Origin of the sequence: Streptococcus sp. LPB0220 (assembly GCF_008727815.1) — a bacterium.
Lineage (GTDB): Bacteria > Bacillota > Bacilli > Lactobacillales > Streptococcaceae > Streptococcus.
Genome location: NZ_CP044230.1, coordinates 1,827,466 through 1,842,210 on the forward strand (window position 1 = coordinate 1,827,466; position 14,745 = coordinate 1,842,210).

Annotated in this window: 11 protein-coding genes; 8 read left to right on the top strand and 3 right to left on the bottom strand. The window is 43.7% G+C overall.

Annotated elements, in window-relative coordinates:
• Position 1 precedes the first annotated feature (1 nt).
• On the top strand, positions 2-652 hold the full coding sequence (lepB, locus tag LPB220_RS09345; RefSeq protein ID WP_003008799.1) for a signal peptidase I: 651 nt from the start codon (positions 2-4) through the stop codon (positions 650-652).
• 67 nt (positions 653-719) lie between these two features.
• Entirely contained in the window at positions 720-3,152 is a 2,433-nt protein-coding gene (locus LPB220_RS09350) for an ATP-dependent RecD-like DNA helicase (RefSeq protein ID WP_150906849.1), read from the top strand.
• A gap of 8 nt (positions 3,153-3,160) precedes the next feature.
• Here the strand turns inward: LPB220_RS09350 and dinB are convergent, their stop codons facing one another.
• Positions 3,161-4,267 (bottom strand): DNA polymerase IV, encoded by a 1,107-nt coding sequence (dinB, locus tag LPB220_RS09355; protein ID WP_150906556.1) that lies wholly within the window; start codon positions 4,265-4,267, stop codon positions 3,161-3,163.
• 260 nt (positions 4,268-4,527) lie between these two features.
• Here dinB and pflB point away from each other — a divergent pair, with 260 nt between their 5' ends.
• From pflB to LPB220_RS09385, 6 genes are all read left to right on the top strand, one after another.
• Positions 4,528-6,843 (top strand): formate C-acetyltransferase, encoded by a 2,316-nt coding sequence (gene pflB / locus LPB220_RS09360; RefSeq protein WP_003005386.1) that lies wholly within the window; start codon positions 4,528-4,530, stop codon positions 6,841-6,843.
• Positions 6,844-7,261: 418 nt separating this feature from the next.
• Positions 7,262-8,020, top strand: coding sequence for a threonine/serine exporter family protein (locus tag LPB220_RS09365; protein WP_150906558.1), 759 nt, complete (start codon positions 7,262-7,264; stop codon positions 8,018-8,020).
• A 4-nt stretch (positions 8,021-8,024) separates the two neighbouring features.
• On the top strand, positions 8,025-8,492 hold the full coding sequence (locus tag LPB220_RS09370; RefSeq protein WP_003008808.1) for a threonine/serine exporter family protein: 468 nt from the start codon (positions 8,025-8,027) through the stop codon (positions 8,490-8,492).
• A 106-nt stretch (positions 8,493-8,598) separates the two neighbouring features.
• Positions 8,599-8,829, top strand: a complete 231-nt coding sequence (locus tag LPB220_RS09375; RefSeq protein WP_118227821.1) for a hypothetical protein — start codon at positions 8,599-8,601, stop codon at positions 8,827-8,829.
• 187 nt (positions 8,830-9,016) lie between these two features.
• A complete protein-coding gene (locus tag LPB220_RS09380) occupies positions 9,017-10,189 on the top strand; it encodes a hydroxymethylglutaryl-CoA synthase (protein ID WP_150906560.1) in 1,173 nt (390 codons plus the stop codon).
• Positions 10,189-11,451: a hydroxymethylglutaryl-CoA reductase, degradative gene (locus tag LPB220_RS09385; protein ID WP_150906562.1), complete on the top strand. Its 1,263-nt coding sequence runs from the start codon at positions 10,189-10,191 to the stop codon at positions 11,449-11,451. Before LPB220_RS09380 ends, LPB220_RS09385 begins: the two co-directional genes overlap by 1 nt.
• 484 nt (positions 11,452-11,935) lie before the next feature.
• Here the strand turns inward: LPB220_RS09385 and LPB220_RS09390 are convergent, their stop codons facing one another.
• Both LPB220_RS09390 and LPB220_RS09395 read right to left on the bottom strand, forming a co-directional pair.
• Positions 11,936-12,763 (bottom strand): PrsW family glutamic-type intramembrane protease, encoded by an 828-nt coding sequence (locus LPB220_RS09390; protein ID WP_150906564.1) that lies wholly within the window; start codon positions 12,761-12,763, stop codon positions 11,936-11,938.
• Positions 12,756-14,417, bottom strand: a complete 1,662-nt coding sequence (locus LPB220_RS09395) for a C69 family dipeptidase (protein ID WP_150906566.1) — start codon at positions 14,415-14,417, stop codon at positions 12,756-12,758. The genes LPB220_RS09390 and LPB220_RS09395 overlap by 8 nt, the downstream gene beginning before the upstream one ends.
• Positions 14,418-14,745: the final 328 nt, after the last annotated feature.

Sequence of the window (14,745 nt, forward strand, 5' to 3'; positions counted from 1 at the left end):
TATGTCAAAAAGAAGTTCAAAACAGTCATCTAGCTCACCAGTGGTGAGATTCCTTAAAGAATGGGGCCTCTTCAGTATTATTGTTGGTCTCATTATCGCCTCTCGCATCTACCTCTGGGCTCCGGTCAAGGTGGACGGCCATTCGATGGATCCAACCCTAGCAGATAGCGAGTATCTCCTTGTGGTCAACCACCTCTCAATTGATCGTTTCGACATTGTCGTTGCCAATGAAAAAGACGACGACGGCAAAACCAAGGACATTGTCAAGCGGGTCATCGGTCTTCCTGGAGATACCATCCAATACGATAACGATACCCTCTACATCAATGGGAAAAAGACCAATGAGCCCTATTTGAAAGACTACATTGCTCGTTTCAAAAAAGATAAATTGCAATCGACCTACACTGGAAAAGGGTTCGAAGAAAACGGAGAACTCTTCCGCCAATTGGCCAATACAGCCCAAGCTTTTACAGTAGACAAGGATGGCAATCCTAAATTTACCTTGAAGTTGCTCGACGATGAATACCTCCTACTTGGAGATGACCGGATCGTTTCAAAAGATAGCCGTCAGGTCGGAGCTTTCAAGAAAGAACAAATCAAAGGGCAAGCCGTCTTTAGACTATGGCCGATCTACCCTTTCAAAACTTATTAGTATAGATTAACAGACTGAGGCTGAGACAAGTATGTCCCAGCCTTGCTTTATAAAAAGGAAAGAAATGATGGAATATTATTTTTCTGGTACTATTGAGCGCATTATTTTTGAAAATCCTAGCAGTTTTTTTCGAATCCTCTTGCTCGATATCAGCGATACCGATGCCGAAAACTTTAATGATTTTGAGATTATTGTGACGGGCACCATGGCAGATATCATGGAAGGCGAAGACTACACCTTCTGGGGGGAGCTGGTCCATCATCCTAAATACGGAGAGCAGCTCAAAATCAGTCGCTATGAACGTGCCAAACCCTCTAGCAAGGGCTTAGTGAAATATTTTTCTAGTGATCACTTTAAAGGAATTGGTCTCAAAACAGCCCAAAAAATCGTGGACCTCTATGGGGACGATACCATTGACAAAATTTTGGAGGCCCCTGAAAAATTAGAAGAAATCACAGGCCTCTCCAAGAAAAACCGCCTGGCTTTTGTAGAAAAACTCCGTCAGAATTACGGGACAGAGCGCATTCTCGCCCAACTAGCCAACTATGGCATTCCCAATAAATTGGCCTTTCAGATCCAAGACTTTTATAAAGAAGAAACCCTCCAGATCGTGGAGCAACAGCCCTACCAATTGGTGGAAGATATCCAAGGCATGGGCTTTAAAATCGCGGACCAATTGGCAGAAGAATTGGGCATTGCTAGTGACGCTCCTGAGCGTTTCCGCGCGGGTCTGATCCACAGCCTCTTTAGCTACTCTATCGAGACTGGAAATACCTATATCGAAGCCAAGGATCTCCTGCGCTATACCATTGACCTGTTAGAATCAGCTCGGCCAATAGAATTGGATCCTTCCACTGTCGCCCAAGAATTAGGACGCCTCATTGAGGAAGACAAGGTTCAAAATGTGGACACCAAGATCTTTGACAACAGCCTCTTCTTTGCGGAGGAAGGCATTCGCAGCCATATTGGTCGATTGTTGGAAAAAGGAAAGCAAGCTTCATTTGAAGCCGAGAAAATCAACCGGGCTATCGAGGCGGTTGAAAAAGATCTGGGGATTCGCTACGATGCCATTCAAAAAGAGGCCATTCACCAGGCTATCCAAAACAAGGTCTTTATCCTCACTGGGGGTCCTGGGACAGGAAAGACTACCGTTATTAATGGGATGATCAGTGTCTATGCCCAACTCCACCAACTGGATCTTCGCAAGAAACAAGACCTGCCGATCCTCTTGGCTGCTCCAACGGGACGGGCAGCTAGGCGCATGAATGAGCTGACAGGACTTCCGAGCGCCACCATCCACCGCCATTTGGGGATGACAGGAGATGATGACACCAGCCACTTAGAGGACTATCTGGATGCAGACTTTATCATTGTGGACGAATTTTCCATGGTTGATACCTGGCTGGCTAATCAATTACTTAGCAACATTGCAACGGATACGAAACTCTTGATTGTGGGAGATGCCGACCAATTACCTTCCGTCAGCCCTGGTCAGGTCTTGGCTGATCTCTTGCAGATTCCGAGCATCCCTCAGACCAAACTGGAACATATTTTCCGACAGAGTGAGGACTCGACCATTGTCTCACTAGCAGGAGATATTCGCCAGGGCAAGCTTCCTCAAGATTTCACAGAACGAAAAGCCGACCGCTCTTATTTCGAAGCCGGAAGCGAACACATCCCTAAGATGATCGAACAAATCACTTCTGCTGCCCTTCGTAGTCAAATCCCTGCTCGAGATATCCAAGTCTTGGCACCCATGTACAAGGGCCAGGCCGGCATTGACAATATCAATACGCTCATGCAAGACCTTCTCAATCCAGCTGTCAAAGATCAGGTCGTCTTTGACACGCCAGACTGCCAATACCGCGATGGAGACAAGGTCATCCATCTGGTCAATGATGCAGAAAGCAATGTCTTTAACGGAGATATCGGCTACATTACCGATCTTCTCCCAGGAAAATATACAGAATCCAAGCAAGATGAATTGACTATCCAATTTGATGGCAATGAAATCGTCTACCCGCGCAATGAATGGTACAAGATTCGCTTAGCCTATGCGATGAGTATTCACAAATCGCAAGGAAGCGAATTTCCTGTGGTGATTTTACCCATTACCAATCAAAGCCACCGGATGTTGCAGCGTAATTTGATCTATACCGCCATCACGCGCTCAAAGAGCAAGCTGATTCTCTTAGGAGAATACAGCGCCTTTGATTTCGCTACTAAAAATACAGGTACAGCGCGCAAGACCTATTTGGTTGAACGCTTCAAGGAACTGGACGGAGGCGAAGCAACCACAGACTATTCTTCATCCCTTGCAACGGCTTCTGCTACAGTCGAATCTGCACGAAGCAAGGAAGAAACTGTTGAAACGAAAGCAGAGACGTCTAAACCTACTGTCTATCGACTAACAGAAGACAATCTCCACACCATCTCGCCTATGATTGGACTAACAGAAGAAGAGATTGCAGCCTTCTTTGATATCAAAAAAGACGACTAGTGAACAGACTAGTTGTCTTTTTCTTCCTCTACCAGAGGCAGTTCAGTATGATCGACGAAATTGGTCATGGTGACACCCAAGAGGCGGATTCCTGTATTTATCGATTCGATTTCTTGAAAAATGTGACGCGCTGAACGATTGATGCGCTCAGCATCTCGCGTTGGCTCCGTCAAGGTGATACGCTTAGTCAAGGTGGTAAAGTCTCCATAGCGCACTTTTAAGACCAAGGTCTTTCCTTGCTTGCCATGTTTTTCCAGCGATTGGGCCACCTTACTGGACAGATTGGCAATTTCTTCTAAAATATCATCCTCAGCATAAAGGAGCTTGCGGTAGGTCCGCTCTTTTCCGATCGACTTGCGGATGCGGTGACTTTTGACAGGGCTATTATGAATCCCTCGTGCCTTGCGAAAGAGATCATAGCCAAATCGCCCAAACCGATCAATCAAAGTCATCTCCGGGATGACTAAAAGATCCGCGCCAGTATAGACACCCATCTCATGTAGTCTCTCTACTGTCTTCTTTCCTACTCCATGAAATTTGGCAATGTCCATTTGGCTCAGGAAATCCTCAGCGTCCTCCGGTAAGACCACCGTTAGGCCACGAGGCTTTTGGTAGTCACTCGCCATCTTGGCCAAAAACTTATTATAAGAAACACCCGCTGAAGCTGTGAGATGCAACTCTTCCCAGATAGCATGCTGAATCAAGCGGGCGATTTTGACAGCTGATTTGCTCTGGATTTTATTTTCCGTCACATCTAGATAGGCTTCATCAATACTCATGGGCTCGATGAGATCTGTATAACGCTTGAAAATCTCACGGACCTGCTCACCTACTTCTCGGTATTTCTCATAATTTCCAGAGATAAAAATGGCTTGAGGACAAAGGTCCAGCGCTTCTTTAGAGCTCATAGCTGAATGAATGCCATATTTCCTTGCTTCATAGTTACAAGTCGAGACAACACCTCTCCCTCCTGACTGACGAGGGTCCTGGCCAATCACGACAGGCTTACCCTTTAAACTAGGGTTGTCTCTTTCTTCGACGGCAGCAAAAAATGCATCCATATCAATATGAATAATCTTGCGACTGGTATCATTCACTAATGGAAATATCAGCATTTTTCACCCTCCTTTCTTTCTATTATAGGAAGAAAATTTCAGAATTGCAAAAATCGGCTCTCCAGAAAACATGAAAATTGTTGAAAAACTGTGTTTGTTTTCAAAAATATAGTACAGTATCGCAGAGGATTTGAAACTGTATTACAAAAGAATCTGCTGTTTTTCGCAATTTGTCTTTGTGTAACCGGTTTCTGTATGGTATACTACTATTGTAAGTGCAACAGATATAGTTGCTAGAAAGACAATAGAGGAAAATAAAAATGGTTGTTAAAACAGTCGTTGAAGCACAAGATATTTTTGACAAAGCCTGGGAAGGCTTCAAAGGTGAAGATTGGAAAGAAAAAGCAAGCGTTTCTCGCTTCGTTCAAGCTAACTACACACCTTATGATGGAGATGAAAGCTTCCTAGCTGGTCCAACTGAACGTTCTCTTCACATCAAGAAGATTGTTGAAGAAACAAAAGCTCATTACGAAGAAACTCGTTTCCCATACGATAACCGTCCAACATCTATCGCTGATATCGCAGCTGGATATATCGACAAAGAAAACGAAGTCATCTTCGGTATCCAAAATGATGAATTGTTCAAATTGAACTTCATGCCTCGTGGTGGTATCCGTATGGCGGAAACTACTTTGAAAGAAAATGGATACGAACCAGATCCTGCAGTTCATGAAATCTTCACAAAATACGTTACAACTGTAAACGACGGTATCTTCCGCGCTTACACTTCTAACATCCGTCGTGCTCGTCACGCTCACACTGTAACTGGTCTTCCAGACGCTTACTCTCGTGGACGTATCATCGGGGTTTATGCTCGTTTGGCTCTTTACGGTGCTGACTACTTGATGGCTGAAAAAGCAAACGACTGGAACTCTATTACTGAAATCGATGAAGAATCAATCCGTCTTCGTGAAGAAGTAAACCTTCAATACCAAGCACTTCAAGAAGTTGTTAAATTGGGTGACCTTTATGGTGTAGACGTACGTCGTCCTGCCTTCGATACAAAAGAAGCGATCCAATGGACAAACATCGCCTTCATGGCTGTCTGCCGTGTGATCAACGGTGCTGCTACTTCTCTTGGACGTGTGCCAATCGTTTTGGATATCTACGCTGAACGTGACTTGGCTCGTGGTACTTACACTGAATCAGAAATCCAAGAATTCGTTGATGATTTCGTTATGAAATTGCGTACTGTTAAATTTGCTCGTACAAAAGCTTACGACGAATTGTACTCAGGTGACCCAACCTTCATCACAACTTCTATGGCTGGTATGGGTAACGACGGACGTCACCGTGTTACTAAGATGGACTACCGTTTCTTGAACACTTTGGACAACATCGGTAACTCTCCAGAACCAAACTTGACAGTTCTTTGGACTGACAAATTGCCATACAACTTCCGTCGCTACTGTATGCATATGAGCCATAAACACTCTTCTATCCAATACGAAGGTGTAACAACAATGGCGAAAGACGGATACGGTGAAATGAGCTGTATCTCATGTTGTGTATCTCCACTTGACCCAGAAAACGAAGAACAACGCCACAACATCCAATACTTCGGTGCTCGTGTTAACGTTCTTAAAGCTCTTCTTACTGGTTTGAACGGTGGTTACGACGATGTTCATAAAGACTATAAAGTATTTGACATCGATCCAATCCGTGACGAAGTTCTTGAATTCGAATCTGTTAAAGCAAACTTCGAAAAATCTCTTGACTGGTTGACAGACACTTACGTAGATGCTTTGAACATCATCCACTACATGACTGATAAGTACAACTACGAAGCTGTTCAAATGGCCTTCTTGCCAACTCACCAACGCGCTAACATGGGATTCGGTATCTGTGGATTTGCCAACACTGTTGATACGTTGTCAGCAATCAAATACGCTACTGTTAAACCAATCCGTGACGAAGATGGCTACATCTACGATTACGAAACAATCGGTGAATACCCACGTTGGGGTGAAGATGACCCACGTTCTAACGAATTGGCAGAATGGTTGATCGAAGCTTACACTACTCGTCTTCGCAGCCACAAACTTTACAAGAACGCTGAAGCAACTGTTTCACTTCTTACCATCACTTCTAACGTTGCTTACTCTAAACAAACTGGTAACTCACCAGTCCACAAAGGGGTATACCTCAACGAAGATGGTTCTGTGAACTTGTCTAAATTGGAATTCTTCTCACCAGGTGCTAACCCATCTAACAAAGCTAAAGGTGGATGGTTGCAAAACTTGAACTCACTTGCTAGCCTTGACTTTGGTTACGCAGCTGATGGTATCTCACTCACTACTCAAGTATCACCACGTGCTCTTGGTAAAACTCGTGACGAACAAGTTGATAACTTGGTAACCATCCTTGATGGATACTTCGAAAACGGTGGACAACACTGTAACTTGAACGTTATGGACTTGAACGATGTTTACGAAAAGATCATGTCAGGTGAAGACGTTATCGTTCGTATCTCTGGATACTGTGTAAACACTAAATACCTCACTCCAGAACAAAAAACTGAATTGACACAACGTGTCTTCCACGAAGTTCTTTCAATGGATGATGCCTTGAACTAAGATTCAAATAGGTCTTAAAAACCAGTCGGAAACGGCTGGTTTTTTCATCCCCATCGCAAGAGTATTCTGAATTTTGAAAGAGTTTAAGAGCCTACTATATAGAGTTTGACAGCGCTTTCTCCAAGTGTTATAGTAGAGCTGTAAATAATATAGAAGGGGTGATCCTATGTTTTTAACATTTATTTTCGCTATTATTTGGCTCTTTATCCTGATTGCACTGATCTTTTTAGCAACCCTTCTCGTCCAGGATAGCACCGTGCAGCACCACCACCCGAGTTAACGAATGATAAGCCTAAACAATAGCTATTCTAAACGAATTCAGAAAGGATAAGAAACAAACTAGAATTGTCAGATTTTAGTTCTGTCTCTCGTCCTTTTTTGCTATAATAGAAACAGATTATTTAGTAAGAAGGAAATTATGGAAGAGTCAAAACAGATCAACCAAGTGATCGACGTCCTGATGTTAGCTGGAACCCTCCTGATCGAGAGCGGTTCTGAGATTCACCGGGTCGAAGATACCATGATCCGGATCGCCCATTCACAAGGAATCGTCGATTGCAATGTTTTAGCGATGCCAGTCGCTATTTTCTTTTCAATCGAGAATGCCAATGTCACGCGCATGAAACGGATCTTGCGGACCAATTACAATATCGAAAAGGTCTGTGACGTCAATCAGATCTCCCGTCAACTCGTCTCTGGAGAGATAGATCTCGAGCAAGCCTACAAAGCCCTGAGCGAGTTGAAAATGAAGCGCGTTCCTTATACCAATCTCCAGTTGACCATTGCGGCAACTCTTAGTGCGCCTTTCTTCTCCATCATGTTTGGAGGAAATTTCTATGATGCGATTGGAGCGGGTATTGCGACTGTCTTTGCCTTTGCTTTTTCTCTTGTCGTTGAGAAATACGTTCGCATTCCTTTTGTCACTGCCTTTGCGGCCGCCTTTGTCTTTGGTTTTTTGGCCCATATCTGGACGCGCTATAGTGGTTTTCCTTCCAATACCGATCTCATTATCGCAGGCTGTGTCATGCCCTTCGTTCCTGGAATCGCTATGACCAATGCCGTCCGCGATCTGATGAATTACCACCTCAACTCTGGGATGAGCAAACTCTTTGAGACTCTCCTCATTACTCTTGCACTTGGTGCCGGTACAACCGTTGCCCTCGTCCTTATGAAATAAAATCATGAACCTAACTGAATTTTTAATCCAAGCGGTGGCCAGTTTGATTGCCATCATCACCTTTTTAATTGTCCTAAATGTGCAGCGCTCCATGTTGATTCCTGGAGGAATCCTCGGTATGGGCATCTGGCTACTTTACTATATCCTGAAAGGGCCTACCAATGTCATCGTTGCAACCTTTATCGCAGCCATTGTCGGCTCCTGTATCAGTCAGATTTTAAGTATCATTCTCAAGACGCCTGTCGTGGTCTTTATGTTGTCCATTCTCGCACCCTTGGTTCCTGGATATATTTCCTATCGCACCACTTCCTTCTTTGTCAGTGGCCAATATCGCCAAGCAGTGACCAGCGTGACCCTAGTTGTGATTCTGGCCTTGGTCATCTCCATCGGGATGGCTAGTGGATCTGTCGTCTTGAAACTCTACCATTCCTACCAACGCCATCAAAAAAGAAAAACGACCAATGCCAACTAGCATTGGTTGTTCAATTTTTATGAGTGTCATCGCTTGCATTTTCCACATAAAAGAATACAATAAAAGTGAAAAAACAAATCCTTTAAAGTATGCGAGGTGATGTATGATGCTAAACAAGTATATCAAGTATCTTCCTTGGATGATCCTAGGAGCCCTCCCCTCCTATCAATCAGCAACTATCTATGCCCGTAATTCATTTGACTTGTTCTATCTGACCTTGAACTTTCTGATTGTGTACATCGCTTTAATCGTCTTCTACGAAAATGTTCTAAGAGACAAATGCAAAGAACTCTTCATACGAATCATGAGCAATCCTAAAAAAGATAAGCAAGGATAAGAGTTGAAAAGCCATCTGAGGATGGCTTTTTCTTATAGATTTTCTATTTTTTATTTGAAACATTGCAAAATCGGTCCCGAGAATGATTTCCTTGCTGATCTAGCTTTTTCAAGGGAGTTTTACCCTTAAATATGGTAAAATAGTAACGAAATATACTAGTAGATATCAAATAAAAAAGAGGTTAAGAATGACAATTGGGATTGATAAGATTGGTTTTGCGACGAGCCCTTATGTCTTGCGTTTAGAAGATTTGGCTGCTGCTCGTAATACTGATCCCGAAAAACTGAGCAAGGGTCTTCTCTTAAAAGAACAAAGTGTTGCACCGATCACAGAAGACATCGTCACATTGGCTGCTACTGCAGCAGATGATATTTTAACAGACGAAGATAAAGAAGCGATCGACATGGTGATTCTTGCGACAGAATCTGGAATCGACCAGAGTAAGGCCGCTGCTGTGTTTGTCCATGGCTTACTAGACATCCAGCCTTTCGCTCGCTCTTTTGAGATGAAAGAAGCTTGCTATGCTGCAACTGCTGCTTTGGATTATGCTAAACTCCATGTTGAAAAATTCCCACAGAGTAAGGTTTTGGTCATTGCCAGTGACATTGCTAAATACGGAATTGGGACTCCTGGTGAACCAACACAGGGGGCTGGAGCGGTTGCCATGCTAATCAGCCAAAATCCTCGTATTCTATCTTTTAACGATGATAATGTTGCCCAAACACGCGATGTCATGGATTTTTGGCGTCCAAATTACGCGACAACTCCCTTCGTGAATGGGATTTATTCAACGCAACAATATCTAGATTCTCTGAAAACAACCTGGGCGGAATACCAGAAACGGACTGGCCTTGCCTTGACAGACTTTGCGGCCGTCTGCTTCCACTTGCCTTATCCGAAATTAGCTCTCAAGGGCTTGAAAAAAATCCTGTATAAGTCAGTGTCAGAAGAGAAAAAAGATCAATTACAATACAACTTTGATCAATCGATTCTATACAGCCAACGCGTGGGAAATATCTACACTGGATCTCTTTTCCTAGGCTTGCTGTCACTACTGGAAAATGACCCCCAACTCAAAGCTGGAGACCGAATCGCCCTCTTTAGCTATGGAAGTGGAGCGGTTTCTGAGATCTTTAGTGCCAATCTCGTTCCTGGTTTTGAGCAACTCTTAGATCACAAACGCATGGAAAAACTGGACCAACGTACGGTTCTTAGTGTTGCTGACTACGAACGACTCTTTTATGAGGAAGTAGATCTAGATCCTAGTGGCAATCAAGTGTTTGAGCCTGCTACTCATCAAACTTTTGCTTTGACAGAGATCAAGGAACACCAACGCACTTACCAGAAAGTAGAAAAATAATGGCACGATTACCAGGTTTTGCAAAACTTTCTCCCACAGAACGCATAGAGGCCTTACTGAAGGAAGGCCTCTTAACTTGGGATGAAGCACAGATCTTAAAAGAACAAAAGGGATTCCCCCTTTCTATTGCAGATCAACTGACGGAAAATGTCTTGTCGACTTTTGACTTGCCTTTTAGCCTCGCTCCTTATTTCCTGATCAATGGTCGTGACTATGTCCTTCCCATGGTCACAGAAGAACCATCCGTGGTCGCGGCTGCCAGCTTTGCAGCCAAGCTCATCCAACGTTCGGGCGGTTTCACCACCCAGGTGCACCAGCGCCAAATGATCGGTGAGATTGCTCTGACGGATGTTAAGGATTGGGAAATTGCGAGCAAACGCATCCTAGATGACAGGGAAACCCTTCTTCAGCTGGCTAATGAAGCCTATCCTTCTATCGTTAAGCGTAGAGGTGGAGCGAGAGATCTTTGGGTCGAAAACAAGGGGGACTTTCTTATTGTCTACTTGGCTGTCGATCCCAAAGAAGCCATGGGGGCCAATATGCTCAATACCATGTTAGAAGCTCTGACCGATCGCATCCAGGAACTCTCTGGTGGTCAGGCCTTGATGGCAATTTTATCCAACTTGGCCACTCGCTCTTTGGTGAGTGCACGGTGTGCGATCGATTTTAAAGCACTGAGTCGAAATCCTGAGGAAGCCATTGAGATTGCCCACCGGATGGAGCTAGCTAGCCAACTGGCTCAAGCGGATCCTTACCGTGCAGCCACACATAACAAGGGAATTTTTAACGGGATCGATGCCCTGGTCCTTGCGACAGGTAATGACTGGCGGGCCATCGAAGCAGGAGCCCATGCCTATGCTGCACAAAGTGGTTCATACAAGGGCTTGAGCCACTGGACAAGTCAGCCAGAAGAGAAAAAACTCTATGGGGAGATCACCCTGCCAATGCCAGTTGCGACAAAAGGGGGCTCTATCGGCCTCAACCCAACGGTTCAAGTCAGCCACCGTTTGCTAGGAGAACCTTCTGCTATTGAATTAGCAGGTATCATCGCTTCGCTCGGTTTGGCGCAGAATTTCGCAGCCCTCAAAGCCCTTGTCACCACAGGAATCCAAGCAGGACATATGAAACTCCAAGCACGCTCCCTAGCCCTTCTAGCAGGTGCTAAGGAAGAGGAAGTTCCCCGATTGGTCAGCCAACTCCTTGAAAACAAACCCTTTAACTTAGAGAAGGCACAAACACTCTTACAAGAATTGAGAAAATAAAAGAACTAAGATAAGGTTTTCGTTTTCAGATTGAAGACAAAGTCATTTTTGAAACTTTCCTTAGGTGAGTACGGACGTCAGAGAACTTCGAAGAAGTTCCATGACTTAGTTTTGAACCTAAAGTTTCAAAACTCCCGAGTGCTAGAAACAATCCTATTTCTAGCACTTTTCTCACGGCGGAAAGTTTCAGTGTATGTTTGAATGAGCCTATTGGTATGTATCAGTTTTAATTATTCTGCATCACTTAGCTTGTTTTATGTAAAAAACAGTTTGTTTACATTCTAAAAGAGGCTGGGACAAAAGTCCTAGCCTCTCAATTATTTTTGGATTGTCGAGCAAGACGCAGTGGTTGAGTGGGCTCTACTACGCTGATTTCATCAGCTTTTACAGCCCTACTCAACTGTGCGGAGGTGGGACGACGAAATCGAATTCTAACGAATTACCGATTTCTGTCCCACTCTCTTTTGTGTTTGAAAAATTTTTCTTATTGTTTTAAAAATGGCAACTCGGGATGTTTCTTGGTATAGAGCACCACCTCGATAAAGGTCCCTACTTGGACGGCAAAGAGTAGTCCGACGAGAAGATTAATCCGATGGTCTGTTTCATAAAACGGAGAGTTCCATAAGAAGTGATTGGCTACTGTCGAGAGAACACACCAAAGCCCAAAGAGTTTTTCCTTTTGCTGGGTTACTTGAGACAACAAGAGGAAGATACCAACGGATACAACAGCTGTATAGAGGGCATGTGAAGCTAATCCACCAGAGATCCGGTTGATGGCCTCAGTAACCGCAGCTAATTGACTGGTTTTGGTTTGGCGGGCAACGTACCCTAAATCCTCAATGATTTGAAAACCAAAGCCAGAGCCCAAGCCTGCAATTAGAATCGCTTTTAGATCTTTCTTGCCAACCATCAAGACAACCCAAAAGGCAACTAGGGCCTTAAAGAATTCCTCTGAAAATGGGGCCGTCAAGGCATCGGTCCACTTGTTAAAGACAGTGGCATCCTTGATCACATGGCTATTCATAATATCAATCAAGCTATTGCCTGAAAAGCTCAACCAGCCTGCTACGAAGGCTCCTCCAAACATGGCAATCCATAAGAGATAGGTTGGGACAGTCAACTTCTTGGCCAATCGTTTTGAAAAGAGATAGAGCGGGATAATAATAGCAGCTAAGACAGACAAGTTTAAGACCAAATCTCTGCCTGCAGACTGGCTAAATTCTTGTTGAGAAAGATGACCGAGTTCAAACTCCAAGCCAATTCCTGCCAACAGTAGAAAAAGATAGATCGAGGCTCTTTGAATTTTAGTCATCTTGTTTTCCTCCCTTTTGTTTCTTTGAGCGAATCAGGTAGATCACAATCGCTAGAAGGGTTGCCCCGAATAAGCCTGCTGCTAGAATGTAATCATAGTCAAATTCAACGAGATCAATCTTTTCTTCATAAGCAGCATCTTCTTCGTCATCTAGATCTTGCAGGGCACTTTTTCCGTGTTCATCTGCTACCTTTTGCTCTGCTTCTTTTCTGATTTCTTGCAAGCGTTCGAAGGTTTTCTCAGCTCTCGCCAAGCTTTCCTCTGTTGACTTCTTACTAGCTTCTTCAGGCTGAGAAGCAAGAGCAATTTGTTCCTTATCACTCAGATCTTGTTCAACCATCCACTGAGACTCCAATCGTTCCATTTCAGTACGAATCGCCCCATCTTCGAATAAATCTGGATACTTGGCCACAAGGTCATTGATTCTTGAAATGGTCCAATACCAAGAGCGATCATTGTAATGATCCCCTAATTCTTGGTAGGCTTGATAGGTGTTGAGAATATTGCCATAGTAGGGTAGGTATGGAGCATTTCGTGGACTACCCATCGACAGCCACATGGTGCCTCCACCTGCACTCGCTGGGACATCATCTTTCAGTTGGAAAATATGGGCCTCCATGACATTTGGATTGGAAATAGGGTATTTATAAACCGCATCAAACTCCCCTTTTTTCGGAATGCCTTTTCCATCCAACTCCATTTGATCCTGTGGTTTATATTTGGTTCCTTCCAAACGATTGCGTTGGAGATTCATGGCATCGCGGAGGGTTAATTTTCGATCGGTTGTATGAAGAAGGTCAAAGGACGCATCGTCATATTTAACAGGAGAGCTTGGGTCTAGCGATTTGATTCCCGACCAAACCCGAGAGCGATCTGCTTCTTGCAAAGGCGGATTATAGGATTGAGAAACGTGGAATTTTCCGTCCACTTCCTTATAGCTATTGGCTTCTTTGGCGACTTTTTCAAGATCTTTTGAAGCGATCGTGCGTTCGGTATCCGATTGATCGACATGCCCTAAGAAGAAGGTATTTGGAAAGACCGCAAATCGATCCTCTGGGAAGAGAATCGCTGCATATTGATGGCCAGATAGGATTTCCATATACCAGACGCCTTCTTTATCGGCAATGGTCACAATATTTCCTTCTGCAGCGCCTTTTTCTTCGACGATTTTAGCAATGAGTTCAACCCCTTCTCTTGCGGTTTTCACACTAGGGAGAACGATACTGGTCAAGCCCGATTCTGCGAGGCCATCCTTAACATAGGGATCCACTTTTTGGATCTTATCATTTGCTGAAGCAGATACAGTGGCAGAAATGGAAACCCCATATTCATTGAATCCTGCTTCGTCAAAAATTCCCTGATCAGGGGTGACATCTGGAACCGCTGTATACTTATAGCTAATCTCTGGCAAGGGATATTGAAAACCGTTGGCAGCATCTTCAAAAATGGCTCCTTTTTTATTGTAGACACGCTCTCTGACCACAAAATTTTTATTATGGTTGGGCTCTAAATCTTCGGTACGCCCTACCAAGGTCGAACCGTCGGCTGTCAGTTTCTTACCTATGATGAACCCTGTACAAGCTTCAACAGGTTGAGCAATTAACAAAAGCGGAAGCAAGGCTGCTACAGCTGATCGAAAATAGTGCTTCTTCATCCTAAACTCCTTTTTAAAAATGTTTTTCCTTATTTAGTATACTCTTTTACAAGCCTATTTTGCAAGCGATTCCAGTAACCGTAAACGATTCGTAAACTATCAGAATTTTTGAGGAGAACACTTTTTCAAAAAAAGAAAGGATTGACTTTTTAAAGCCAATCCTAAACGTATAGAAACTAATTTTTAAGTAAAATAGGTTAAGTGATTCTTCAAAGAACTATAAAAGAGTTCTAATTTTCAAAATGAATCATAATATACGAAAACTTTCCGCTGTGAGAAAAGTGCCTGAAACGTTTTTATTTCAGGCACTCGGGAGTTTTGAAACCTT